Consider the following 23321-nt stretch of genomic DNA (forward strand, 5'->3'; position numbering starts at 1 on the left):
GTCAGACCAGGGCGCGGTCGCGGCCGGCGGCGAACCGGTCGAGGACGCCGGTCGGTGCCAGCGCCCGGGTCAGCGCCCACGCGCCGAAGCCCGCGATGACCGTGCTGCTGACGACCGTGAGCAGCGCGTACGGGATCCGGTAGTCCCACAGCGCGTACGCCGCGTTCCAGGCGAAGAAGTCGAACAGCGCCGCGCTCAGGCCCGTCAGCGCGCCCGCGAACAGGGCCACCGGCAGCCTGAACGACCGGTACGCGACCAGGGCGAACGCCAGCTCGGCGCCGAGACCCTGGACCAGGCCCTGGGGGATGACCATGGCACCCCACTGGGCGCCGAGCAGCGCGGAGACGACGGCCGCCACGGTCTCGGTGTAGAGCGAGGCGCCCGGCTTGCGGATGATCAGGCCGGCCAGGACGGCGGGCAGGAGCCAGACGCCGTACAGCAGGGTCTGCGCGGGCGGGAAGAAGCTGAACGCGCCCTCCGTGGCGCCCCAGACGAGGTTCCACGCCCAGAAGATGACGCCGAACGCGACGGCGATGACCGAGGCGATCACGATGTCGATCGTGCGCCAGCGGTTGCTGCTGGTGGTGCTCATGTGCCCTCCCGGGGGTCGGGAGGAGACGCACGCCGCGCCCGGGCGGACCCGGACACGGCGCGGCTGGGAAAGACCGAACTCCCTGCGCTGGCATTACCCAGATCAGGTTCGAGGGTCTGCGGCCTGAACCGCACTCTCAGCGCTGCGCGCTCCCCTGTTCGAAAAACTCTGTGCTTCGATGAACCTAACACGCAGCAGGTCGGAGGAGGTCACATGGAGATCAAGGTCAGGGGCATGACCTTCGACGTGTACGCCGACGGGCCCGAGGACGGCACGCCGGTGCTCCTGCTCCACGGCTTCCCGCAGGACCACCGGGAGTTCGACCTCATCCTGCCGCGGCTGCACGAGCGGGGCCTCCGCACGTACGCCCTGGACCAGCGCGGCTACTCGCCGGGCGCGCGCCCCCCGGACGTCGCCGCCTACGACCTCGCCGAGCCGGTCGCCGACGCGGTGGCCGTCCTCGACGCGCTCGGCGTCGACCGGGCGCACGTCGTCGGGCACGACTGGGGCGCCCTGGTCGCGTGGATGCTCGCCGCGGGACATCCGGACCGGGTCCGTACCCTGGTCGCGATCTCCGTGCCCCACCCCCGTGGCCTCGGCGTCGCCCTGCGCAACCAGCCCTCGCAGCGGCTGCGGTTCGCCTACCAGAAGGTCTTCCAGTCCGCGTACGCCGAACGTCTCCTCCTGGCCCGCGACGCCGCCGTCCTGCGCTGGATGCTCAAGCCCACCGGCCCCCGCGCGGCACAGTATGTCCGGGCGATGACCGAGCCGGGCCGCCTCACCGCCACGCTGAACTGGTACCGGGCCCTCTCGGGCCGCACCCTCAAGAACGTCGGCAAGGTCGAGGTGCCCACCACCTACGTGTGGAGCGACGCCGACGCGACCGTGGGCAAGCCGGCCGCGCTGGCCACCGCGAGCTGGGTGACCGGCGACTATCGCCTCGTCACGCTGCGGGGCATCGGGCACTTCGTCCCCGAGGAGGCGCCGCGCGCGCTGGCGGAGGTGACACTGGCTCGCATCGGCGTTTGATGATGCGGACGTCCGGGCAATTCGTGCGGCACCCCTATGACGCTGAGGAGACCGATAGATGGCCACCGAGAAGCGCCGGATGAAACACGAGACGGAGAAGCAGCGCTGGGACCGCAACTTCGCGGACCTGCTGCAGGAGTTGCGTGTCGCCCAGACCGGCGTCCAGATCCTGTTCGCCTTCCTGCTGACGCTGCCGTTCAGCAACGGCTTCGGCAACACCACCGACTTCCAGCGTGACACCTATCTCGTCGCGCTCCTGGCGGCCGCGTTCGCCACCGCGATGATCATCTCTCCGGTCGCGTTCCACCGTGCGCTGTTCCGCCAGGGCCGCAAGCCCGAGCTGGTCCGCTACGCCCACCGGATGGCGACCGGCGGCCTGGCGTTCATGCTGGTGTCCATGGTGTCCAGCGTGCTGCTGATCACCGATTACCTGCTCAACATCTGGGCCGCCGTCGTCTTCACCGGCATCACCGCGGTCTTCTTCCTGACCTTCTGGGCCGCCATCCCGTTCGCCCGGCGCAACTGGATGGACGAGGAGGACGACGAGGAGGACGAGCCCTACGCCGACGAGGCCGCGGAGCCTAACGTCCCCGCGAAGGTCTGAGCCCCAGCCCCTTGAGCTCCAGCTCGGCCAGGGCGTCGACCGCCGCGGCATCACCGTTGCGCCACGACTGGGCGATGTCCGGGCCGAGCCGGGCCAGGTCGGAGAGCGGCCTGCTCGCCAGCGCCCGCAGCGCGAGCAGGTCCTTGCCGGCCGGCTCCGAGCGCACCTTCGCCGCGACGCCGGCCCGGCGCATCCAGCGCAGCCGCCGCGGCAGCCACAGGAACAGCACCAGGGCCAGCGGCGCCGCCACGATCAGCAGCGCCAGGTACAGCGCGAGGTCGTTGATGACCTCCTGCTGCTGCCGGCCGGCCTCGGCGAGGCCGGCCGCGGCGCCGGCGGCGCTCTGGAACGGCGAGGTCAGCTCGTCGCCCACGAGGGGCACCCGGCCGACCTTGCCGCCGATGTCGTTGAGGTTGCCCGCGATGCCCGTGCCGGCGTCCTGCAGCTTCTGCCCGGGCACGCCGAGCTTCTCGACCATGTCGTTGACCCAGAGCCCGGCCCGCACCCACGCGTAGACCCAGAGCACGACGAGAATGTCGGTGAGCAGCTGGCGGATCGCGGTGGGCAGCCGATCGGCGTACATCTTCACGCCGGTCAGCCTTCCACCTAGCGCTTGGCGACGCACTCCTCGCAGGTGCCGAAGATCTCCAGGGTGTGGGCGACGTCGACGAAACCGTTCTCCCGGGCGATCCTCTCGGTCCAGCTCTCCACGGCCGGGCCTTCCACCTCGACGGTACGGCCGCAGGAGCGGCACACCAGGTGATGGTGATGCCCCTGGCTGCACCGGCGGTAGAGGTGCTCGCCGCCCGGCGGGCGCATGACGTCGATCTCGCCGGCGTCGGCCAGCCCCTGCAACGTCCGGTAGACCGTGGTCAGCCCGACCTTCTCGCCGGCGTCGCGCAGGATCGCGTGCAGGTCCTGGGCGCTGCGGAAGCCCTCGCACCGGTCGAGCACCTCACGCACGGCGCTGCGCTGCCGCGTGTTGCGGACAACCGTTGTCTCTTCGCTGCTCATGACGCCTCCCTCGCGTGGGTCACCGCGTCCGCGACGATGTGCGCGACGTGGTCGTCCACCAGTGAGTATGCGATTTCGCGGCCGCGGCGGGCACCCCGCACCACGCCGGCGCCGCGCAGCACCCGCAGATGCTGCGACACGAGCGGCTGCGGCGCCCCGAGCTTCTCCACCAGCTCGTGCACGCAGCGCTCGCCCTCGCCCAGCTCCGCCACGATGGCCACGCGGATCGGCGCGGAGAGGGCGCGGAGCAGTTCGCCCGCGGCCTCGTACGCCTCGTAGCCCGTCGCCCGGCCGGGCACTGTGTTCGCACTCACCGCGCGCTCACCTCCTGCAGGACGACCTCCGGTGGGCCGGCGTGCTCGCGCTCCGCGGGGATCCGCCGGCGCAGCAGCCGCCACGTCCCGGCCCCCACGGTGATCGCGAGGAACGCGGCGATGGCCAGGATGACGATGGTCGCACCCGGCGCGGTGTCCAGCTCGCCGGAGACCGTCACGCCCACCGCCGCGGCCCCCAGGCCGATCGCCATGGCGGCCGCCATCGTGGTGCGGAACCCGCGGGTGACCTGCTGCGCCGCGGCGACCGGCACGACCATCAGGGCGCTGACGAGCAGGACCCCGACGGTGCGCATGGCGATCGTCACGGTCACGGCCGTGGTCACGGCGAGCAACAGATTGAGGGTACGGACGGGGAGCCCCGAGACGCGCGCGTACTCCTCGTCGTTGCAGACCGCGAACAGCGCCGGCCGCAACGCGAGCATCGCCGTCAGGACCGCCACGCCGAGCACCGTGATCACGATCAGGTCCTGGCGGGAGGTGGTCGTCAGCGAGCCGAAGAGGAACTGGGTGAGGTTGGCGCTCGTACTGTCGGAGAGTCCGACGAGGACGACGCCGCCCGCGATGCCGCCGTAGAACAGCAGCGCCAGCGCCAGGTCGCCGCTCGTCCGGCCGCGCTGGCGGACCAGCTCGACCCCGACCGCGCCGAGGATCGACACGATCACGGCGGTGAGCACGGGCGACTGCTGGAAGAGCAGCCCGACGCCCACGCCGGTGAGGGCCACGTGGCCGATGCCGTCGCCGATCAGCGACAGCCGCCGCTGCACCAGGTAGATGCCGAGCGCCGGGGCGGTGAGCCCGATGACCAGGGCGCCGGCGAGGGCTCGGAGCATGAACTCGTACTGGAAGAGGTCCATGATCGAATAGGCCTTCAGTCCGGTCAGAGGGTGGCGGCGGGGTGGTTGGACGGGGGCATTCTGTCGGTGGGGGCGACGCAGATGGCGGGTTGCTCCGGCTGCGCGTGCGGGTGGACGTGGTCGTGGGCCGGGTCGGCGTGGTGGCCGGCGGGCTGCGGGACGCCGCCCTCGTACGCGATGCGGCCGTCGTGGACGACGACGGCCGTGCCGATGAGGGGCTGGATCGGGCCCAGCTCGTGGGCGACCAGCAGGATCGTGCCGCCGCGCGCGGCGAAGCGGCCGAGCACCCCGGCGAAGGCCTCCTGGCTCGCCGCGTCGACCCCGGCCGTCGGCTCGTCGAGCACCAGCAGGTCGGGGCGGCCCGCGAGCGCCCGGGCGATCAGGGTGCGCTGCTGCTGGCCGCCGGAGAGCGTGGCCACCGGGTCGTTGATCCGGTCGAGCAGGGCGACGTCCTCGAGCGCGGCGCGGACGGCCTCCTTGTCGGCCGCGCGCGCCGGACGGAAGATGCCCCGGCGAGCCAGCCGGCCCGACGCGACGACCTCGCCCACCGTGGCGGGCACGCCGCTGCCGGCGCCCAGCCGCTGGGGGACGTAGCCGATGCGGGCCCACTCGCGGAAGCGGCGCTGGGGCGTACCGAAGAGGTCGATCTCGCCACCCGCCAGCGGGACCAGGCCGAGGATCGTGCGCACCAGCGTCGACTTGCCCGAGCCGTTCGCCCCGAGAATGGCCATCACCTGGCCCTGCTCCACGGTGATCGAGACGTCCCGCAGGACCGTCCGACCGCCGTACGCGACCGCCGCGTGCCGCACGCCGACCACGCTCACGAGGCACATCCGAGAGCCGTGGTGAGCGCCGTGAGGTTGGCGCGCATGATCGTGAAGTAGTCCTCGCCGTCCTCGGCGCCCTCGAGCGGATCCAGCACGGCCGTCCGCGCGCCGACCTCCTCCGCGATCGTGTCGGCGACCTTCGGACTGACCAGGGTCTCGAAGAAGATGGTCGTGGTTCCCGTGGCTCTCGCCTCCTCGGCGACGTGGGCGAGGCGCTGCGGGGAGGGCTCCGCCTCGGGGGAGATGCCGGTGATGCCGACCTCGGTCAGGCCGTAGCGGTCGGCCAGGTAGTGGAACGCCGCGTGGCTCGTCACGATCTCGCGCCGCTCGCAGCTGCTCAGCTTCGCCTGGTACTCAGCGTCCAGGGCTTCGAGCTCCGTCTTCACCTGAGCGGCACGCTGCGCGTAGACCGTGGCGTGTGCGGCGTCCCTCTTGGCGATCTGTGCGGCCAGGGCGTCCGCGATCGTGGCGTAGCGCACGGGATCGAGCCACACGTGCGGGTCGGCGCCCTCGCCGGCCTCGGCGTGCTCCTCCTCGCCGGGCTCGTGGTCGTGCTCCTCGGCCGGCAGCAGCGCGACCGCCGTGCCCACGTCGAACGCGCGGCCCTGTGCCTCCTGGGCGACGGCCTGATCCACGGCGGGCTGGAAGCCGTCGAGGTAGACGACGAGGTCCGCGTCGACGATCCGGCCGACCTGGCGCGGGCTCAGCTCGAGATCGTGCGGCTCGGCGCCGGGCTTGGTGAGATCGGTGACAGTGACGTCCGATCCGCCGATGCGCTGGGCAAGATATTGCAGCGGGTAGAAGGCCGTGACGACCTCCGTGCCCCTCTCGCTCGCGCCGGCCTGGGCCGCGCAACCGCCGAGCAGCAGCAGCGCTGCCGCGGCGGCGAGCTTGCTCAGGACCGGGGGCATACCACCTACTGTCCCCGGACATGGTAATGATTGTCAAAAGCGCATGAGTGAGATCACTCCGCGATCGCCTTTGTGATCGCCGCCCCGAAGAGCATCGCCAGCAGGATGCCGCGGATCACCCGGACCGGCACCGACTGGATCGGCCAGGTCGTGAAGGTCAGCGCCGCGAGGCCGAGCCCGAGCAGGAACAGCAGCGCCGCGCCGATGATCCCGGGCAGGAAGAGGCCGCCGAGGAACATCGCCAGCGCCACGATGAACGCGGTCGTCGGGTTCACCGTGGCCAGCCGGCTGAGGAAGTTTCCCTGCGGGGGCGTCGTCACGTCGGCTCCTGAAGGTGTGCGTAGGCTCACGGCATGCTGGTGCTCAACCGCTTCGTCGTCCCGCCCGAAGCCCAGGAGTCCTTCGCCGGACGGGCGCACGCCGCCCTGGCCGCCCTCGCCGCGAGCACCGGTTACACCTCGGGCCGGCTCACCCGCGCGCTGGACGACCCCACGCACTGGACCCTCGTCACCGAGTGGGAGTCCGTGGGAGCCTACCGGCGCGCGCTCGGCGGCTTCGACGTGAAGGTCCACGCGACCCCGTTGCTGAGCGAGTCGCTCGACGAGCCGTCCGCCTTCGAGACCCTGGCGGCGGCCGGGCCGGGGGAGTCGGTGACCGTCGTGGCCAGCGACCGGGCCGCAAATCCGTGGCGCTGAGCCGTAGGCTGGAAGCATGACCGCTCCGTCCGTCTCGCCGCCGCCGCCCGGCCCCGGTGTGCAGCCGCCCTTCCCGGCGCCTCCGGTCGAGGGGCGTGGCCGGCGCGTGGGGCTCGGGCTGGGCCTGGGCATCGGCGCGTTCGTGCTGATCGGCGTCGTCGGGCTGATCGCGCTCATCGGCTTCGGCACCGTGGCCCAGAGCGCGTTCAACGAGCAGGCGGACAAGGTCGTCGGTGAGTACCTCGGCGCGCTGCGCGACGGCAACTACTCGGAGGCGTACGAGGGGCTGTGCGACTCCGCCCGGGCCTCGGTGAGCGAGCCGGAATTCACCGAGCGCGTCAAGCAGCAGCCCCGGATCACCGCCTGGGAGGTCGGCGACATCAGCCTCGCCACACAGGTGACCGCGCCGGTCGACGTCACCTACGCCGACGGCTCGACCGCCCGGCTGCGCGCCAACCTGGAGCAGGACACCAGCACCGGCGGATTCGAAGTGTGCAGTCTCGAGGAGTAATCTCCTCATTTCGTCCCCAGTCTTCTCGATTCTCGCCGACCTCCAGCCGGCGTAGGAGGAACATGCCCGCCGACCGCATCGACGCCGTCGTCAGCCTGGCCAAGCGCCGGGGCTTCGTCTTCCCCTCCAGCGAGATCTACGGAGGCACCCGCTCGGCGTGGGACTACGGTCCGCTGGGCGTGGCGCTCAAGGACAACGTCCGCCAGCAGTGGTGGAAGACGATGGTCCAGCAGCGCGACGACATCGTCGGCCTCGACTCCGCCGTCATCCTCGCCCGCGAGGTCTGGACCGCGTCCGGCCACATCGAGGCCTTCGTCGACCCGCTGACCGAGTGCCAGTCGTGCCACAAGCGCTTCCGCGCGGACCACCTCGAGGAGGCGTGGGAGGCCAAGCACGGCGCCCCGCCCGCCTCGCTGGGCGAGCTCAACTGCCCCAACTGCGGCAACAAGGGCACCTTCACCGAGCCCAAGATGTTCAACGGGCTGATGAAGACCTACCTCGGCCCCACCGAGAGCGCCGAGGGCCTGCACTACCTGCGCCCCGAGACCGCCCAGGGCATCTTCGTCAACTACAACAACGTGGCGACCGCGGCCCGCAAGAAGCCGCCCTTCGGCATCGCCCAGGTCGGCAAGAGCTTCCGCAACGAGATCACCCCGGGCAACTTCATCTTCCGCACGCGCGAGTTCGAGCAGATGGAGATGGAGTTCTTCGTCGAGCCCGGCAGCGACGAGAAGTGGCACGAGTACTGGCTCGAGCAGCGCTGGAACTGGTACCGCGACCTCGGCCTCTCGGAGAGCAACCTGCGCTTCTTCGAGCACCCGGCCGAGAAGCTGTCGCACTACTCCAAGCGCACGGTCGACATCGAGTACAGGTTCCAGTTCGGCGGCACCGAGTTCTCCGAGCTCGAGGGCATCGCCAACCGCACCGACTTCGACCTCTCCACCCACTCGAAGCACTCCGGCGTCGACCTGTCCTACTTCGACCAGGAGAAGCAGGAGCGCTGGACGCCGTACGTGATCGAGCCGGCCGCCGGCCTCACCCGCGCGGTCCTGGCCTTCCTGCTGGAGGCCTACGACGAGGACGAGGCCCCCAACACCAAGGGCGGCGTCGACAAGCGCACGGTCATGCGCTTCGACCCGCGCCTCGCCCCCATCAAGGTCGCGGTCCTGCCGCTGTCCCGCAACCCCGACCTGTCGCCCAAGGCCCGCGGCCTCGCCGAGACCCTCCGCAAGCGCTGGATGGTCGAGTTCGACGACTCCCAGGCCATCGGCCGCCGCTACCGCCGCCAGGACGAGATCGGCACCCCCTTCTGCGTCACGGTCGACTTCGACACCCTCACCGACGACGCGGTGACCGTCCGCGACCGCGACACGATGAAGCAGGAGCGGGTCGCCCTCGACCAGATCGAGGACTACCTGATCAAGCGCCTCCCCGGCTGCTGACGACACCACCCCGCGCCGGGATCGCCTGCCTCCGGGTAATCGATCCCGGCGCTGCCATGCGCAAGAGCCATGAGACGGCTGCGCACAGGTAGTCGTGCGTAAGCTGGCTGCATGACACTCTCCACGGCCGCAGGCCGACCCGCTGAGCAGGTGACGCCCTCCTGCTCAGGCGTACGCTCTCAGGTACGTTCCGACGTACCAGGGGAGTTGGATCAAATGAAGGTCCTCACCATCAGTGACCTGCGCAAGAATCTGGCCGCCGTGGTCGACGCGGTGATCGATGACGCCGAGGAATGCGTGGTCCCGCGAAGCGGTGGCAAGGCCGTCGTCATCGTCTCACTGGACGAGTGGAACAGCATGCGCGAGACATTGCATGTGCTGGGATCCCCTTCGAACGCCCGCCGGCTGCTGGAGAGCATCGCTCAACTGGAGGCGGGCCAGGGGACTGAGCGCCCGCTGTCCGAAGCCTTGGCGACGGGGAAGGACCCCGCCGCCAAGGACGCTGCATGAGCCTTCGCGTCGTTTTCAGTCCGCACGCTTGGGACGACTTCGTCGGCTGGCTCGGACGTGACCCGAAAATGGCCCGCCGGATCGGGAAGTTGGTTGCCGACGTGCGGCGCGACCCCTTCGGCATCGGCATCGGAAAGCCGGAGAAGCTGAGCGGGACGCTGTCCGGTTGGTCGTCACGACGCATCGACCACGAGCACCGTCTCGTCTATCAGGTGCGCGGAGACGAACTCTGGATCGCCGCCTGCTTCGGCCACTACGACGACAAGTGACCCGTCGGTCAGAAGGTGAAGCCGCCGGGGCGGTTGTTGCGGTCGGCGATCAGGCCGGCGACCGTGGCGATGGCGATCTCGGCGGGGGTGCGGCTGCCGATGTTGAGGCCGATCGGGCGGTGGACGCGGGCGATCTCCTCGTCCGGCACGCCCAGGTCGCGCAGGGCGGCGATGTGCGGGCCCTCCTTGTTCGGGTTGCCGATGATGCCGATCCAGCGGGCCGGGGTGGCGAGGGCCGCCTGCAGGACGGTGCCGATCTCGGGGCGGTGGTGGTCGGTGAGGACGATGTCGGTGTGGTCGGTCACTCCGGCGGCGGACAGGTCGCTCACGAAGGTGTCGCCGTGGGGGCGGGGGGTGCCCCGGAGGTTGGTCGGGTCGGGCTCGACCAGGGTGGTGCGGAAGCCGGCGTCCAGGGCCAGACGCAGCAGGGCCTCGGCGACGGGGGACTCGAAGACGGCGACCAGGTGACGAGGGCTCTGTTGGGGGTCCACGGAAAGACTGTGCCATGCTCGACGGCGTGACTTCCGCACTCGCCCTCAAGCCGCTGACGCTCGGGAAGCATCAGGCGTCCCCTCCCGTGGTGCTCGCGCCGATGGCCGGCATCACGAATGTCGCGTTTCGGTCGCTCTGCCGTGAGCAGGGCGGCGGGGTCTACGTGTGCGAGATGATCACGACGCGGGCGCTGGTGGAGCGGATCCCCAAGACGCTCAAGATGATCGAGTTCGGGCCGGACGAGGATTTCCGGAGCCTCCAGCTCTACGGCGTCGATCCCGACGTGACGGCGAAGGCCGTGCACATGGTCGCCGAGGGCAATCTCGCCGACCACATCGACCTCAACTTCGGGTGCCCGGTGCCCAAGGTGACCCGCCGGGGCGGGGGCAGCGCGCTGCCGTGGCGGCGCAAGCTGTTCGGGCGGATCGTGCGGCAGGCCGTGGCCGCCGCCGAGCCCTACGGCATCCCCGTCACGATCAAGATGCGCAAGGGCATCGACGACGAGCACCTGACGTACGTCGAGGCCGGCCTGATCGCCCAGGAGGCCGGCGTCGCCGCGGTGGCCCTGCACGCGCGGACGGCCGAGCAGCGCTATTCGGGGCAGGCCGACTGGGACGCGATCGCCACGCTCAAGCAGGCCCTCGACGTGCCGGTGCTGGGCAACGGCGACATCTGGGAGGCCTCCGACGCGATGCGGATGGTCGAGCACACCGGCGTCGACGGCGTGGTCGTGGGCCGGGGCTGCCTGGGCCGGCCGTGGCTCTTCAAGGACCTGCAGGCGGCGTTCACCACCGGGGTCGCCACCCAGGAGCTGCCGACGCTCGGCGAGGTGGCGGCCATCATGTCCCGCCACGCGCACCTGCTCGTGCAGGCCCTCGAGGACGAGCGGCACGGCTGCGCCGACTTCCGCAAGCACGTGGCGTGGTACCTGAAGGGCTTCCCGGTCGGCGGCGACCTCCGCCGTTCGCTGGCCATGGTCAAGTCGCTGGCCGAGCTCGACGATCTGCTCGCCCAGCTCGACCCCGACGTCCCGTTCCCGCGCGAGTCGCTGGGCCAGCCCCGCGGCCGCATCAACGCCCCCGGCAAGGTGTCGCTGCCCTACGGCTGGCTCGACAGCCGCGACGACGACACCGTCCCCGAGGGCGCCGAGATGGAGAACAGCGGAGGCTAGACGTAAGCGGTGCCGCCCTCGGCGGCCAAATTCGCGGCGAGCTCGCTCAGCACTGTGCGCCAAGCGGCCTCGTCCTGCTTGGGCAGCACGTCGTCCCAGATCGTCAGGCACGAGCCGCGGAGCTGCATCATGCCCGCCGGCCGCCCGAAGAACCACAGGTGCAGGTGCTCGGCGCCGTCGCCCCACTTGGCCTGGTGCACGCGCCCGATGCCGCCCAGCGCCTCGATGGCCCGCTCGATCCGCTGCATGAGCGGGCCGATCTCCGCGGCCCGCGCGGCGGGCAGGTCACCCAGGTCATGATGCTCGATCGGGGAGAGCAACACCGTCACCGGTACGGCCGTCGGCCCGCCGGCGTGCCGCACGAGCCAGTGCTCGTCGGCCCAGATCCGTTGCGCCCCCGGATCCTGGCAGATGAAGCACGGCCTCCCGGCGGCGCCGTTGCGGGGCGGCTCGGGCAGCTTCGGCTCCCCGAGGACCTTGACGGTCAGCTCGCCCTCGAACGGAAAGATCTCCCAGCCCGGCATGCCCTCGGCGGAGAACGCCGGGCGCTCCCCGATCGGCAGGTGACGCAGAAAACGGTCGGTCATCGCGACATCTTGCCTTATCGTGACGGCCCCGCCGACCGTCCTGGCACCCCATGGTTCACCACCACCGCCACCACTGATTCTTTCGCGTGGCAGGGAACGATGCCTCATCCCTGCGGAAGGGAGGAGCGACGGGCTCGTTCTTCGAAGCGGCATCCGCGTAAAGGACGAGAGCCTGCGGGGTGGGGGTGCGGATCCACAACGGGGCGCCGATGACGATGCGGTCGTACCCGTACTCGTTCGTTGCGAATTCAACGTCGAGGTAGGCCTCAAGCAGCCATTCGCCGGTGTCGCCGATGTGACCATAGGTGAAGCCGCGTTTCGCCGGTTTGTCTTCGTCTCCTCCTTGACCGAGCAAAAGCGTGACGGCATCCTCGGCGATCTCCTCGCGGCTCTTGTCGCGCCCGAGATCGCGTCCCGCCGAGTTGATGAAAGCGAAGACCTCTGGTGCCGCGGACGAGGACCAACCGGTATCCGCTGTCGGTGCCGCAACGATGACGTCAGCGAGATTGTCCAAACTGCCGAACATGCAGATGGCGGTGCGGAGACCGTCAGGCGCAATCACTTCGGTGAAGATCGCGACAATCTGCTCGATCCGGCCGAAATTCACGAATTGCGCGAAAGTGAGAGTTCCGCAGCCGGCGGCGAAGCGGACCGGAGGGGGAGTCACGAACTCGCGGACGGTGTTCCCGGAAAGGTACCTCTCGATCCGATCCGCTATGTCGTCCCGGTGGGGTGGCCTCCTGGGCCGATCCACTTCGACTGCCGGGAGAAATGGCCCGGTGGGCGACTTGAGCTTTGTGGAGCCGGACCGGTCGATCGTCAAGCCGCCGTCCCTGGCGATCCCGGATATCCGGCGCTCGGACCAGTAGAGATACTTCCTCACGTCGCCGCCGGCGCTCACTCGTCAGTTCCGATCACGCGGACGGGTTGCATCTTGGTCGATCCGCAGCGGGGACATCTCGCCTCGGCGGCCGCCCGCAGAACCCGGGCGAAGATTTCGTCGCAGCCGAACCGGCGGCAACGGAAGACGATCGTGATGGTCTGTCGCGTCCTCAGTCGGCTTCCGCCGACTGAGTCGACGGTCCGCACGCCCCAACCCGTCAGTGTGCCGGCGTTGTAATCAGCCGCGTGCCACTGACGAACCGGGCCGTCTGCCATTGAGTGCAGCTCGGCCCGGGTCAGCAAGCGAAGTTTCACGGAGCCAGGAGCTTCGTTGACGACCAGGCGAATCAGCCCTTGTCTGAGTTCGCCTAGTTCAGCGCCTACCCGGCTCATGTGCCGTTGCGTGAACGCCACATAGTCGGTCGGCAGTGCATGGACCCATGCGGGATCCTCGGCGACGAGCGCCGGAAGTCTGTCCCGGACGTCGTCGAAGAATTTCGCAGGCGACTCGACAAATCCGGGTGAGTGGTAGTCCGTCAACTCGCCGAGGACGACAACGGGTGGTCGGTCGGCGGGCCGATAGATCCGGACATGGACCGTGCTGGTGTACCGGCCGGGCAGGACGGTGAGCAGGAACTGGTCCGCCAGGGTCGGCGACTCGCGGCCGGGCAGGTTGTACGGTGCCGCGGGCAAAGCCGCTCGTTCCCTGTCGCTGAGTGCAGTGATGGACGGGCCTAGCGAGGAAGGCGCGTCATGCTCGGTGAGCAATGCCTCCGCGGCTTGCAGCAACTGACGGAGCGTTCCCGCGATCCGTGCCTGCAACCGCGGATGCTCAGGCTCGGCGTTGTGTCCGCGCTGGTTCTCCAGGTGGCGCAAGCGAAGCGCAGCGTGGACGAGTAGGTCCATGAGGTCAGTGGGAGCCGGGAGATGACCCAAGCGGGCGCGGCTGTCGAGGTCCAACAGATGACTGAGCTCAGAAGCGGCCTGCTCGTAGAGAACCACGGAATGCGCTGCCTTGCCGTTGTCTCCCGCGTACTGAAGACCTATCCGCAACAGTGGGATTTCCGCGCTCCCACCGAAGCTGTTGCCCCATCTGTTCAGAATTGCCTGAATGCTTTCGACAGACGTCACTCGCCACCCCGATGCATCGCCGATGCAGCCGAGGCTCGCATCAAGCGCGTCAGAGCACAACCTCAGGGCCATGACCAGGCGAGACGGCCTTCACCATCCCGCCTGGTACACACGACGCATGATCGTGCTCAGACGTCGAGATCGGATTCGATGCGCTTGAGCTGGTGGCGCGCCATGGCCAGGTTGGAGCGGTCGCGGCGCAGGGCGACGTACAGGAAGAGGCCCTTGCCGGAGCGGCTCGTGAGCGGGCGGATCATGTGGTACTGGCTGTCGAGGGTGATGAGGATGTCCTCGATCTTCTCGCCGATGTTGAGCATCTCCATCGCGCGGAGCTTGGCGCGGACCACGTCGGTGTTGCCCGCCGCGGCGACCGTGAGGTCGATCTCCTTGCCGCCGCCGGCCGTGCCGAGGGCCATGCCGCTCGTGTGGTCGACCAGGGCGACGCCGATGCAGCCGTCGATGTCCATGATCTCTTTGAGGGCGGTGTCCATGTCGGGCATGGGGTGAGTTCCTTTCGAATCAACAGGTGGGGTCAGTGGCCCCGGATCGCGTTCTGCAGGGTGGCCATGGGGGTGCGCCGGGCGAGGGGGCCGGGCTGGGCGGGGATCTCCGGCCGCACGGGCGCCGCGGGCTCCAGGACGAGCACGCGGGCCAGCCGGCGGACGGCGCGGCGGGCCTCGAGGTGCACCATCGCCAGGTTGGCGTCGCCGGAGGTGACGAGGGTGAGCAGGGCGTTCGGCCCCGCGGTGTAGGACGTGATGTATCCGCCGTCGCACTCGACCACCGATTCGCGCAGCTCGCCGTGGTTGACGGCGTGGGCGAAGCGCCGGGCGAGGGCGAGGTGGGCGGCGGCGAGGGCGGCCAGGCTGTCGGGTTCGATCCCGTGCGCGTCGTGCGCCACCACCATGCCGTCGGTGGTGGCGAGGACGCTGCCGGACAGCTCGGGCAGCCTGTGGCGCAGGTTGGCGAGCTCGGCCAGGACCGCCTGGTCCACCGTCATCGGGGGTCTCTCCTCTCGCGGGGTGGGGGTGCGCGGGTCATCGCAGCGCCCGCAGGGCCGTACGGATGCGTTTCAGCAGGACTTCGTCGGCGCCGGGGTGCGGCTCCGGCGGCTCGGCGGCGATCTCCTTGGGCAGCCGCGCCCCGGGTTTTCGGCGGGCGAGCCGCGGCGGCCGGGTCTCCGGCGTGACCTGAGCCGGCACCACGGCGACGGCAGCCGGTGCGGGTGCGGGCTCGGCTGCGGCTGCGGCTGCGACCTCGGCTGCGGGCGCGGGTACGGGAGGAGGCGCGCCCGAGGAGGGCACGGTCACGATGGGTACGGTCGGCGCCTCCGACGCGGGCGGCACGGCGGGACGTACGCGGTCCACCGCCTCGCCGTGCGCGCGGGGGAGGCGTACGAAATCGGGGTTGTCCTGGGTCGCGGGCGGAGGCGCCTCGATCAGGCCGAGGGCCGCCATCCGGCGCAGCTCGAGCACGGTCGCGTAGCCGGCGCGGCCCAGCAGCTGCGCCAAATCCGCGGGCGTGCGCTGCCCGTCCGCGTGCACCAGCAGCTCCCACTGCGCGGCGGCCAGGCTGATGCGTTCCCGCGGCGCCCGGGTGACCGGGATCACCGGGGCGGTGTCGAGCCGGGAGTCCGGGAAAACCTCCTCGACCAGCTTGGCGCGCCGCCGCGACTCCCGGGTCAGGGCGCCGGGGTCGATCCGCACCACGTCGCCCAGCCAGTGCCGCACGTCGTCGCGGAACTCGGCGGGGGCGTCGGGCCGGCACAGCGCGAAGTACGCCGCGTCGTAGGCCGCCCCGAGCACGCACAGCTCCAGCTCGCCCTGCGTGAGGTGGCCCTGGGCCAGCAGCAGGTGACCCACGGCGCCCCGGCCCGCGCCGGCGTCCAGGGCCGCCTCCCAGGTCCGCGCCGCCAGCCGCCCGGAGACGGTCAGCAGCTCGCCGACGCCGGGGGCGGCGGCCGACTCGGCGTACGTGACCGCGCCCTCCACCAGGTAGACCGTGCCGCCCGGCGCGCCACCGACCAGCAGGGCGCCGGTGCGTCCGTCGCGGGCCGCCTGCGTGAACAGGCGCGAGGGTGCGACGGCGGGGGACACGATGGGCTCCTAACGGGTCGTGAGTTCGTCGGCCAGCGTCTGCATGCGGCGCCGGGCCACGGCGAGGTTGCCGCGCAGCCGGTCCAGCCACACGTAGAGCACCAGCCGGCTGTCGAAGTCGGTCCGGACGAGCCGCAGCAGGTGGTAGCCCCCCGCGGTCGTGATGATCAGGTCCTCGAGCAGGTCGTGGGGAACCGCCGAGACGAACAGGGAGCGGCTCTGCGCCGCCTGGACGACGTCCGCGGTGCCGGCCGCCGCGGCCTCGTGGTCCTCGTTGGGTGCGGCCCCGGTCGTGGCGACCGGATGGCCGGTGGTGTAGTCGACGATGCTGGCCCCGATCGCGCCGGGGATCGCCATGGCCTCCTGCAGACAGTTCTCGACCCCGGGCACGTCACTCCTCAGCCGAGGTATCACGGGTGCGGGATCTTGCTTGCCCCGCCGTCACAATGGGCCATCCTGCGGCCACGCTGTGATCTCGCGTCGGACTGTGTGTGCGTCATGTCCCTCGATGCGGTTCGTACCGCTCATGGCCGTCTCCGCGTAACATGATCGTCACTTTCGATGGAGGTTGTGCCCTATGCCAAGCACCTGGGAACAGGTCGTCGTCGACGCGGAGGACCCTGCCCGGCTCGCCCGCTGGTGGGCGGAAGCCCTGGGCTACCGGATCGTCCACGAGGAGCCCGGTGAGGTGGAGATCCGGCGCACCCCCGACACGCTGCCCGGGCTGCTGTTCGCGGTGTCGCCCGATGCCAAGGCGGTCAAGAACAGGCTGCACATCGACCTGCGCCCGGAGGACCAGGAGGCCGAGGTCGAGCGGCTGGTCGACATGGGGGCGCGCCCGGTCGACATCGGCCAGCACGACGTGAGCTGGGTGGTGCTGGCCGACCCCGAAGGCAACGAGTTCTGCGTGCTCTCCTCGCGCAAGCCGTAACCTGAGGATCATGACGGATCCCGGCGACGCCGCCCGCTGGGTCGCCGAGCCGGCGAAGGACAGCGGCTACGGGCGCACCCAGTTCGAGCGGGACCGGGCCCGTGTGCTGCACTCCGCCGGGTTCCGCCGGCTCGCGGCCAAGACCCAGGTGCACACCGCCGGGTCCGACGACTTCCTGCGCACCCGCCTCACCCACTCGCTGGAGGTCGCCCAGATCTCCCGCGAGATGGGCGCCCGGCTCGGCTGCGACCCCGACGTGGTCGACGTCGCCGGGCTCGCCCACGACCTGGGTCACCCGCCCTTCGGGCACAATGGCGAGGACGCGCTCGATGTGGTCGCCGGGCCGTGCGGCGGCTTCGAGGGCAACGCGCAGACGCTGCGCGTGCTGACCCGGCTGGAGGCCAAGGTCCCGGGCGCGGGTCTCAACCTGACCCGGGCATCGCTCGACGCGTGCAGCAAATACCCCTGGCAGCGCCGGCCCTCCGGCCGCAAGTTCGGGGTGTACGCCGACGACGTCCCGGTTTTCACCTGGCTGCGCGCCACGGCGCCCGAGGGCGAGCGCAAGTGCCTCGAGGCGCAGGTCATGGACTGGGCGGACGACGTCGCCTACTCGGTGCACGACGTCGAGGACGGCATCCACGGCGGCTATCTGCGCCTGGCTCCGCTGCTCGCCGACGCGGACGAGCGTGCCGAGCTGTGCGCCGACGTGGCCGCCACCTACTCGGACGAGTCCCCCGGCGCGCTGGGCGACGCGCTGGAGTCGCTGCTCGCCGACCCTCTGGTGATCGCCGCCGCGGACTACGACGGCACGGCGGCCGCCCAGATCGCCCTCAAGCGGATGACGAGCGTGCTGACCGGTCGCTTCGTCGCCTCGGCGGTCGGCGCCACGACCAGCCGCTACGGCACCGAGCCGATGCGCCGGTACGCCGCCGATCTGATCGTGCCGCGTACGGTGCGTAATCAGTGTGCCCTGCTGAAGGGCATGGCATTGCGCTACGTGATGCGGGCCGACGGCGCCGCCCAGCGGTACGAGCGGCAGCGCGAGATCCTCACCACCCTCGTCGCGGCGTTGTGCGACCGGGCCCCCGCGGTGCTCGACCCGATGTTCGCGGAGATGTGGGACACAGCCGCCGGCGACGCCGCGCGGCTGCGCGTGGTGGTGGACCAGGTCGCCTCGCTGACCGACCACGCGGCGGTCGCGTGGCACCGGACGCTCGTGGACCACCCTCGTGGCAACCCGCCGGGGTCGCGAGGCAGTATGTAGCGGTGGCGGGCAGGGTCAAGGACGAGGACATCGCGCTGGTCCGCGACCGGACCTCGATCGCGGACATCATCAGCGAGACAGTGACGCTGCGCTCGGCGGGCGGCGGCAACCTCAAGGGGCTGTGCCCCTTCCACGACGAGAAGAGCCCGTCGTTCAACGTCGCGCCCGCCCGCAACGTCTATTTCTGCTTCGGCTGCGGGGCCGGCGGCGACGCGATCAAGTTCCTGATGGATGCCGAGCACCTGACGTTCGTGGAGGCGCTCGAGCGGCTGGCGACCCGGGCCGGCATCCAGCTGCGCTACGAGGAGGACGTCAACCGCAACGGTGGCCGGGAGCGGCAGCACCAGGCGGGGCAGAAGCAGCGGCTGCTCCTGGCGCACGCGGCGGCCGCCGACTTCTACCGTGACCAGCTGAGCAAGGCGGGGGCGCGCAAGGCCCGCGAGTTCCTCGCCCAGCGCGGCTTCGGGCGCGACGCCGCCGAGCGCTACGGCTGCGGCTTCGCCCCCGACGCGTGGGACCACCTGAGCAAGCACCTGCTGCAGAAGGGCTTCACCCGCGACGAGCTGGTCACCGGCGGGCTCGCGAAGGAGGCCCGGTCGGGCTCGCTGATCGACCGTTTCCGGCGGCGGCTGCTGTGGCCGATCCGCGACCTGACCGGCGAGGTGATCGGCTTCGGGGCGCGCAAGCTGTTCGACGACGACGACGGCCCGAAATACCTCAACACGCCCGAGTCGCCGCTCTACAAGAAGTCGCACGTGCTCTACGGCATCGACCACGCCAAGCGGGAGATCGCGAAGCGCGGCCGGGCGGTGATCGTCGAGGGCTACACCGACGTGATGGCCTGCCACGAGGCCGGCGAGCCCACGGCCGTGGCCACCTGCGGGACGGCGTTCGGCGTCGACCACATCGGGGTGCTGCGCCGCCTGCTCATGGACAGCGACAGCTTCACCGGCGAGATCATCTACACGTTCGACGGGGACGCGGCCGGGCAGAAGGCGGCGCTGCGGGCGTTCGAGGAGGATCAGCGGTTCGTCGGGCGTACCTTCATCGCGGTCTCGCCCGACAACATGGACCCGTGCGAGCTGCGCCTGGCCAAGGGCGACCTCGCCGTGCGCGACATGATCGCCGGGCGCGAGCCGCTGGTCGACTTCGCGCTGCGGCACACGATCGCCCGCTTCGATCTGGACACCGTCGAGGGCCGGGTCGAGGCCATGCGCCGCGCCGCGCCGCTCGTGGCCAAGATCAAGGACAGGGAGAAGCGCCCGGAGTACGCGAGGAAGCTCGCCGGCGACCTCGGGATGGAGCTGGAGCCGGTGCAGCGGGCCGTCGCGCAGGCGTCGGCGCCGGACGCCCCGCAGGCCACGCAGCGCCGGCAGGCGGAGAGCCCGCAGCGCCGGGTGGAGCGGGAGACCCTCAAGCTGGCCCTGCAATATCCGGTGCTCGCCGGCCCGATGTTCGACGCGATCGAGACCGAGGCCTACGCCGACCCGGTGCTGCGCGCCGTCCGGCAGGCGATCGCGGCCGCGGGGGGCACGGCGAGCTCGACCGGCGGCGTGGTGTGGATCGAGGCGGTCCGCGACGCGTGCGACGATCTGGGCGGCAAGGCGCTGATCGGGGAGCTGGCGGTCGAGGAGGTCTACGTGGACGGTGGCGAGCCGGACCTGCGCTACGTCCAGATCACCCTCGCCCGGCTGCAGGTGGGCTCGGTGACCACCCGGATCAAGGACCTCAAGTCGAAGGTGCAGCGGCTGAACCCGGTCGCGCACAAGGACGAATACCTCGCCCTCGCCGGCGAGCTCTTCTCGCTGGAGCAGCACGCCCGCGCGCTGCGTGACCAGGCAGCAGGTGCCCTGTGAGCATTTTCCGCCGCCGCCCGAAGCTGCCCGCCGGCAAGCGGCCACCCCTGACCGCCGACGAGCGGGTGCTGGCCTGGGCTGCGCTCGCCGACGAGCAGGTGGTCGTGGCCACCAACCGGGGGCTGTGGCTGCCCGGCGGCTTTCTCGGCTGGCATGAGATCCACAAGGCGACGTGGTCGGGGCGGGAGCTGCACGTCACACCGGCCGTCGTCGCGGAGGAGCGGCCGGGCTACGACGTGCTGGCCGACGGGCCGGTGACCGGTTATCTGCTGCTGGAGCCGGGCGAGCTGCCCGATCATGTCCGCACGAGGGTCACGCGGTCGGTGGCGTACACGTCGCATCATCCGCTCCCGCCCAACGGCGGCGTGCGTGTGGTCGCGCGCCGGGTGAGCGGCAGGGACGGGCTGTCGTGGTCGGTGCGCTACGACGCTCGTACGGCCGTCGACGCCGAGCCGATCGTGGAGGCGACGGATCAGCTGGTGGCGTCGGCGCAGGAGGCGACCGCGCCGCCGGCGTGAAGATTTCTGTCGTACCCCCGGGCTAGGTTCCTCCCGTGGCACTCATTCGGGCTCGTGGGCTGGTCAAACGGTTCGGCGACTTCACGGCGGTCGACGGCATCGACGTCGAGGTGCGCGCCGGGGAGGCGTTCGGATTCCTGGGTCCCAACGGGGCGGGGAAAAGCTCGACCATGCGCATGATCGGCTGCGTGTCGCCGCCCAGCGACGGCGAGCTGAGCATCCTCGGCATGGACCCGCGCCGCGACGGGCCGGCCATCCGGGCGCGGCTGGGCGTGTGCCCGCAGCTGGACAATCTGGACGCCGAGCTGAGCGTCCGGGAAAACCTCACGACGTATGCGCGGTTCTTCGGCATCCCGCGCCGGGTGGCCCGGCAGCGGGCCGACGAGCTGCTGGAGTTCGTGCAGCTCACCGAGCGGGCCGACGCCAAGGTCGAGCCGCTGTCCGGCGGCATGAAAAGGCGGCTGACGATCGCCCGCGCGCTGGTCAACGAGCCGGAGATCGTGCTTCTCGACGAGCCCACCACCGGGCTCGACCCGCAGGCGCGGCACCTGGTGTGGGAGCGGCTGTTCCGGCTCAAGCAGCAGGGCGTGACGCTGGTGCTGACCACGCACTACATGGACGAGGCCGAGCAGCTGTGCGACCGGCTCGTGGTCATGGACGGCGGCCGGATCGTCGCCGAGGGCTCGCCGCGCGCGCTCATCGAGCGATATTCGACGCGCGAGGTGGTGGAGCTGCGGTTCGCCGCGGAGTCGCAGGAGCCGTTCGCCTCGAAGCTCGAGGGCGTGGGGGAGCGGGTCGAGGTGCTGCCCGACCGGGTGCTGGTCTATGCCGCGGACGGCGACGAGGCGGTGGCCGAGGTGCAGCGGCGGGCGCTGAACCCGGCCGGGGTGCTCGTGCGGCGCAGCAGCCTGGAGGACGTCTTCCTGCACCTGACCGGCCGGACGCTGGTGGACTGACATGACGCTGGCGATCCTCGAGTACCACTGGGTGGCGTACCTGCGGGTGTGGCGATCCAGCGTGATCTCGTCCTTCGTGCTGCCGCTGCTGACCATGCTCGGCTTCGGGGTGGGCGTCGGTGCCTATGTCACCGGCGGCGTCGCCGGCGTGCCCTATCTCGACTGGATGGTGCCCGGCCTGATCGCCTCGACCGCGGTGCAGGTGGCGATCGCCGACGCCACGTGGCCGGTGCTGGCGAGCTTCGAGTGGAACAAGCGCTATTTCGCGCAGGCCGCCGCCCCGCCCGGGGTGCGCGCCATCCTCGACGGCAACCTGCTCTTCGTCGTGGTCCGCGTGCTGATGAGCGCCGGGGCGTTCCTGGCGATCGCGGCCGCGTTCGGCACGCTGCACTCCTGGTGGGCGCTCGCCACGCTGCCGGTCGCGGCCCTGGTCGGGCTCGCCGTGGCGACACCCTCGTTCGCGTACGCGGCGGCCGTCACCTCGGACAGCTACCTGTCGATCCTGTTCCGGGTCGGGCTGATCCCGATGACGCTCTTCTCGGGCGTCTTCTTCCCGGTGGAGTCGCTGCCCGCGGTGCTGGAGTGGATCGCCTACGCGTTCCCGCTCTGGCACGCGGTCGACCTGAGCCGGGCGGCGACCCTCGGCGTGGCGCCCGCGTGGCCGGCCCTCGTGCACGTGACCTACCTGGCGGCGTGGGCGGCCGGCGGCCGGCTGCTCGCGCTGCGCCAGTTCAGCCGCCGGCTCGTGGTGTGAGGAGCGATCGATGGTGACCCTGGTCCTGCCCCGGCTCCTCGCCCCCGGCGGCCCGGCCCGCCGCTCGGCCACGATGATCGAGCGCAACGCGGCGACCCTGCGCGGCGCCTACTGGATCGTGGTGGCCAGCGGCCTGCTCGAGCCGGTGCTCTATCTGCTCTCCATCGGCGTGGGCGTGGGCGCGCTGATCGGCGACCTGACCCTGGCCGACGGCCGCACGGTCGGCTACGCCGAGTTCGTGGCCCCGGCCATGCTGGCGTCCTCGGCGATGACCGGGGCGCTCGCGGAGACCACGTTCAACTTCTTCGGCAAGATGAAGTACCAGAAGCTCTACGACGGCATCCTCGCCACCCCGATCCGCCCCCTCGAGATCGCGCTGGGCGAGCTCGTCTGGGCCATGCTCCGCGGCACGATCTACGCGGCGGCGTTCCTCGCCCTGATGATCGCCATGGATCTGACCACCCCGGCCCGAGCCCTGACCGCCCTCGCCGCCACCGTCCTGGTCGGCTTCACCTTCGGGGCGCTGGGCATGGCCCTGTCCACCTTCATGACCAGCTGGCAGGACTTCGACCTCATCTCCTCGGTCCAGTTCGCCCTCTTCCTGTTCTCGGGCACCTTCGTCCCCGCCACCGCCTATCCGGCCGTGCTGCAATGGGTGATCGAGGTGACGCCGCTCTACCGCGCGGTGCACCTGATCCGCGCCCTCACTCTGGGCGGCGTGAGCTGGACGAACCTGCTCGACGTGGGCTACCTGCTCGTGCTGCTGGTCGTGGGCCTCCTGGCCGCCGGCCGCCGGATGGGCAAGCTCCTGCTGAAGTAGCCGTCGGCTGCCCTCCCTTGAGCACCTCGCGAATCGCGCATCCTCTGGAGCAGGGGGGGCGCGTTCGCTTTCCGGGTACGGGTCGCCCGCCGCCGACGACATCGCGGCGGTGATGCGGGGAGTTGCCGTTGAAAACAACGGTCGCCGGAGTTGCCGCTGAGGACAGCGGTCGCCGCGCGGGCGGAGCGGTTGCCGGCCGGCGAGGAAGCGGGGCGCGGTGTCGGAGAGCATGGGCTGCCTCGCCCTCGTCGACGGGATGCCGCGACTGTG

At 70.9% G+C, this 23321-nt stretch carries 31 protein-coding genes and 1 riboswitch; of the genes, 15 read left to right on the plus strand and 16 right to left on the minus strand.

Annotation, left to right across the window (positions count from 1 at the left end; all coding sequences use genetic code 11):
* Position 1 precedes the first annotated feature (1 nt).
* The gene (locus RBH18_RS24955; protein ID WP_306211917.1) at positions 2–592 is read right to left on the minus strand and encodes an ECF transporter S component; all 591 of its coding nucleotides are present in this window, start codon (positions 590–592) and stop codon (positions 2–4) included.
* A 62-nt stretch (positions 593–654) separates the two neighbouring features.
* Positions 655–758, minus strand: a riboswitch (TPP riboswitch).
* 47 nt (positions 759–805) lie between these two features.
* Between RBH18_RS24955 and RBH18_RS24960 the strand changes: the two genes are divergently transcribed.
* Together RBH18_RS24960 and RBH18_RS24965 are read left to right on the plus strand one after the other, a co-directional pair.
* The gene (locus tag RBH18_RS24960) at positions 806–1621 is read left to right on the plus strand and encodes an alpha/beta fold hydrolase (RefSeq protein WP_306211919.1); all 816 of its coding nucleotides are present in this window, start codon (positions 806–808) and stop codon (positions 1619–1621) included.
* A 79-nt stretch (positions 1622–1700) separates the two neighbouring features.
* Positions 1701–2225: a DUF6328 family protein gene (locus RBH18_RS24965; RefSeq protein ID WP_306211921.1), complete on the plus strand. Its 525-nt coding sequence runs from the start codon at positions 1701–1703 to the stop codon at positions 2223–2225.
* Here the strand turns inward: RBH18_RS24965 and RBH18_RS24970 are convergent.
* Genes RBH18_RS24970 through RBH18_RS25000 form a run of 7 tightly spaced genes read right to left on the minus strand, consistent with a single transcriptional unit; the run spans position 2203 to position 6486 of the window.
* Positions 2203–2808 (minus strand): hypothetical protein, encoded by a 606-nt coding sequence (locus tag RBH18_RS24970; protein ID WP_306211978.1) that lies wholly within the window; start codon positions 2806–2808, stop codon positions 2203–2205. The two genes, RBH18_RS24965 and RBH18_RS24970, sit on opposite strands and share 23 nt — an antisense overlap.
* 23 nt (positions 2809–2831) lie before the next feature.
* Complete coding sequence (locus RBH18_RS24975) at positions 2832–3239, minus strand: Fur family transcriptional regulator (protein ID WP_306211924.1); 408 nt, start codon at positions 3237–3239, stop codon at positions 2832–2834.
* The gene (locus tag RBH18_RS24980; protein WP_306211926.1) at positions 3236–3553 is read right to left on the minus strand and encodes an ArsR/SmtB family transcription factor; all 318 of its coding nucleotides are present in this window, start codon (positions 3551–3553) and stop codon (positions 3236–3238) included. The genes RBH18_RS24975 and RBH18_RS24980 overlap by 4 nt, the downstream gene beginning before the upstream one ends.
* Positions 3550–4428: a metal ABC transporter permease gene (locus RBH18_RS24985; RefSeq protein WP_306211928.1), complete on the minus strand. Its 879-nt coding sequence runs from the start codon at positions 4426–4428 to the stop codon at positions 3550–3552. The genes RBH18_RS24980 and RBH18_RS24985 overlap by 4 nt, the downstream gene beginning before the upstream one ends.
* Positions 4429–4451: 23 nt before the next feature.
* Entirely contained in the window at positions 4452–5261 is an 810-nt protein-coding gene (locus tag RBH18_RS24990) for a metal ABC transporter ATP-binding protein (RefSeq protein WP_306211930.1), read from the minus strand.
* A complete protein-coding gene (locus RBH18_RS24995; protein WP_306211933.1) occupies positions 5249–6166 on the minus strand; it encodes a metal ABC transporter substrate-binding protein in 918 nt (305 codons plus the stop codon). The genes RBH18_RS24990 and RBH18_RS24995 overlap by 13 nt, the downstream gene beginning before the upstream one ends.
* 53 nt (positions 6167–6219) lie before the next feature.
* Positions 6220–6486 carry a hypothetical protein gene (locus RBH18_RS25000; protein WP_306211935.1) on the minus strand — a complete coding sequence of 89 codons (267 nt, stop codon included), beginning with the start codon at positions 6484–6486 and terminating at the stop codon, positions 6220–6222.
* Between the two features lie 33 nt (positions 6487–6519).
* Here RBH18_RS25000 and RBH18_RS25005 point away from each other — a divergent pair, with 33 nt between their 5' ends.
* The 5 genes from RBH18_RS25005 to RBH18_RS25025 all read left to right on the plus strand — a co-directional run bounded on the left by RBH18_RS25005 (position 6520) and on the right by RBH18_RS25025 (position 9593).
* Entirely contained in the window at positions 6520–6861 is a 342-nt protein-coding gene (locus RBH18_RS25005; protein ID WP_306211937.1) for an antibiotic biosynthesis monooxygenase family protein, read from the plus strand.
* A 16-nt stretch (positions 6862–6877) separates the two neighbouring features.
* A complete protein-coding gene (locus tag RBH18_RS25010; RefSeq protein ID WP_306211939.1) occupies positions 6878–7372 on the plus strand; it encodes a hypothetical protein in 495 nt (164 codons plus the stop codon).
* 62 nt (positions 7373–7434) lie between these two features.
* Positions 7435–8814: a glycine--tRNA ligase gene (locus RBH18_RS25015; RefSeq protein WP_306211942.1), complete on the plus strand. Its 1380-nt coding sequence runs from the start codon at positions 7435–7437 to the stop codon at positions 8812–8814.
* 216 nt (positions 8815–9030) lie between these two features.
* Positions 9031–9324 carry a type II toxin-antitoxin system Phd/YefM family antitoxin gene (locus tag RBH18_RS25020; protein ID WP_306211944.1) on the plus strand — a complete coding sequence of 98 codons (294 nt, stop codon included), beginning with the start codon at positions 9031–9033 and terminating at the stop codon, positions 9322–9324.
* Positions 9321–9593, plus strand: a complete 273-nt coding sequence (locus RBH18_RS25025) for a Txe/YoeB family addiction module toxin (protein ID WP_306211946.1) — start codon at positions 9321–9323, stop codon at positions 9591–9593. The genes RBH18_RS25020 and RBH18_RS25025 overlap by 4 nt, the downstream gene beginning before the upstream one ends.
* A gap of 8 nt (positions 9594–9601) precedes the next feature.
* Here RBH18_RS25025 and RBH18_RS25030 read toward each other — a convergent pair whose 3' ends face one another.
* Entirely contained in the window at positions 9602–10084 is a 483-nt protein-coding gene (locus tag RBH18_RS25030) for an XdhC family protein (protein ID WP_306211948.1), read from the minus strand.
* A 26-nt stretch (positions 10085–10110) separates the two neighbouring features.
* Between RBH18_RS25030 and dusB the strand changes: the two genes are divergently transcribed.
* A complete protein-coding gene (dusB, locus tag RBH18_RS25035) occupies positions 10111–11256 on the plus strand; it encodes a tRNA dihydrouridine synthase DusB (protein WP_372338981.1) in 1146 nt (381 codons plus the stop codon).
* On the opposite strand, the gene RBH18_RS25040 is transcribed toward dusB, so the two are convergent.
* The 7 genes from RBH18_RS25040 to RBH18_RS25070 form a co-directional block, all read right to left on the minus strand.
* Complete coding sequence (locus RBH18_RS25040; protein WP_306211951.1) at positions 11253–11843, minus strand: HIT family protein; 591 nt, start codon at positions 11841–11843, stop codon at positions 11253–11255. The two genes, dusB and RBH18_RS25040, sit on opposite strands and share 4 nt — an antisense overlap.
* 55 nt (positions 11844–11898) lie before the next feature.
* Entirely contained in the window at positions 11899–12666 is a 768-nt protein-coding gene (locus tag RBH18_RS25045; RefSeq protein WP_306211953.1) for a hypothetical protein, read from the minus strand.
* Between the two features lie 74 nt (positions 12667–12740).
* A complete protein-coding gene (locus RBH18_RS25050; protein ID WP_306211955.1) occupies positions 12741–13856 on the minus strand; it encodes a hypothetical protein in 1116 nt (371 codons plus the stop codon).
* Positions 13857–13984: 128 nt separating this feature from the next.
* The gene (locus tag RBH18_RS25055; protein WP_306211957.1) at positions 13985–14356 is read right to left on the minus strand and encodes a hypothetical protein; all 372 of its coding nucleotides are present in this window, start codon (positions 14354–14356) and stop codon (positions 13985–13987) included.
* Positions 14357–14388: 32 nt separating this feature from the next.
* A complete protein-coding gene (locus RBH18_RS25060) occupies positions 14389–14856 on the minus strand; it encodes a roadblock/LC7 domain-containing protein (RefSeq protein ID WP_305788744.1) in 468 nt (155 codons plus the stop codon).
* Between the two features lie 37 nt (positions 14857–14893).
* Positions 14894–15952 (minus strand): ADAM 12 protein, encoded by a 1059-nt coding sequence (locus RBH18_RS25065; protein WP_306211960.1) that lies wholly within the window; start codon positions 15950–15952, stop codon positions 14894–14896.
* A gap of 9 nt (positions 15953–15961) precedes the next feature.
* Entirely contained in the window at positions 15962–16342 is a 381-nt protein-coding gene (locus tag RBH18_RS25070; RefSeq protein ID WP_306211962.1) for a roadblock/LC7 domain-containing protein, read from the minus strand.
* Positions 16343–16529: 187 nt separating this feature from the next.
* Here RBH18_RS25070 and RBH18_RS25075 point away from each other — a divergent pair, with 187 nt between their 5' ends.
* From RBH18_RS25075 to RBH18_RS25105, 7 genes are read left to right on the plus strand one after another with little or no spacing between them, the layout of a single operon-like run.
* Positions 16530–16883, plus strand: coding sequence for a VOC family protein (locus tag RBH18_RS25075; protein WP_306211964.1), 354 nt, complete (start codon positions 16530–16532; stop codon positions 16881–16883).
* 10 nt (positions 16884–16893) lie between these two features.
* Complete coding sequence (locus RBH18_RS25080) at positions 16894–18147, plus strand: deoxyguanosinetriphosphate triphosphohydrolase (protein WP_306211966.1); 1254 nt, start codon at positions 16894–16896, stop codon at positions 18145–18147.
* A 2-nt stretch (positions 18148–18149) separates the two neighbouring features.
* Positions 18150–20003 (plus strand): DNA primase, encoded by a 1854-nt coding sequence (gene dnaG, locus RBH18_RS25085; RefSeq protein ID WP_306211968.1) that lies wholly within the window; start codon positions 18150–18152, stop codon positions 20001–20003.
* Positions 20000–20521: a hypothetical protein gene (locus RBH18_RS25090; protein ID WP_306211970.1), complete on the plus strand. Its 522-nt coding sequence runs from the start codon at positions 20000–20002 to the stop codon at positions 20519–20521. Before dnaG ends, RBH18_RS25090 begins: the two co-directional genes overlap by 4 nt.
* 35 nt (positions 20522–20556) lie before the next feature.
* Positions 20557–21477, plus strand: a complete 921-nt coding sequence (locus RBH18_RS25095) for an ABC transporter ATP-binding protein (RefSeq protein WP_306211972.1) — start codon at positions 20557–20559, stop codon at positions 21475–21477.
* Position 21478: 1 nt separating this feature from the next.
* The gene (locus RBH18_RS25100; protein WP_306211974.1) at positions 21479–22231 is read left to right on the plus strand and encodes an ABC transporter permease; all 753 of its coding nucleotides are present in this window, start codon (positions 21479–21481) and stop codon (positions 22229–22231) included.
* A gap of 10 nt (positions 22232–22241) precedes the next feature.
* The gene (locus RBH18_RS25105; RefSeq protein ID WP_306211976.1) at positions 22242–23051 is read left to right on the plus strand and encodes an ABC transporter permease; all 810 of its coding nucleotides are present in this window, start codon (positions 22242–22244) and stop codon (positions 23049–23051) included.
* Positions 23052–23321: the final 270 nt, after the last annotated feature.

The sequence above is a fragment of the Actinoplanes oryzae genome (assembly GCF_030757795.1).
GTDB lineage: Bacteria > Actinomycetota > Actinomycetes > Mycobacteriales > Micromonosporaceae > Actinoplanes.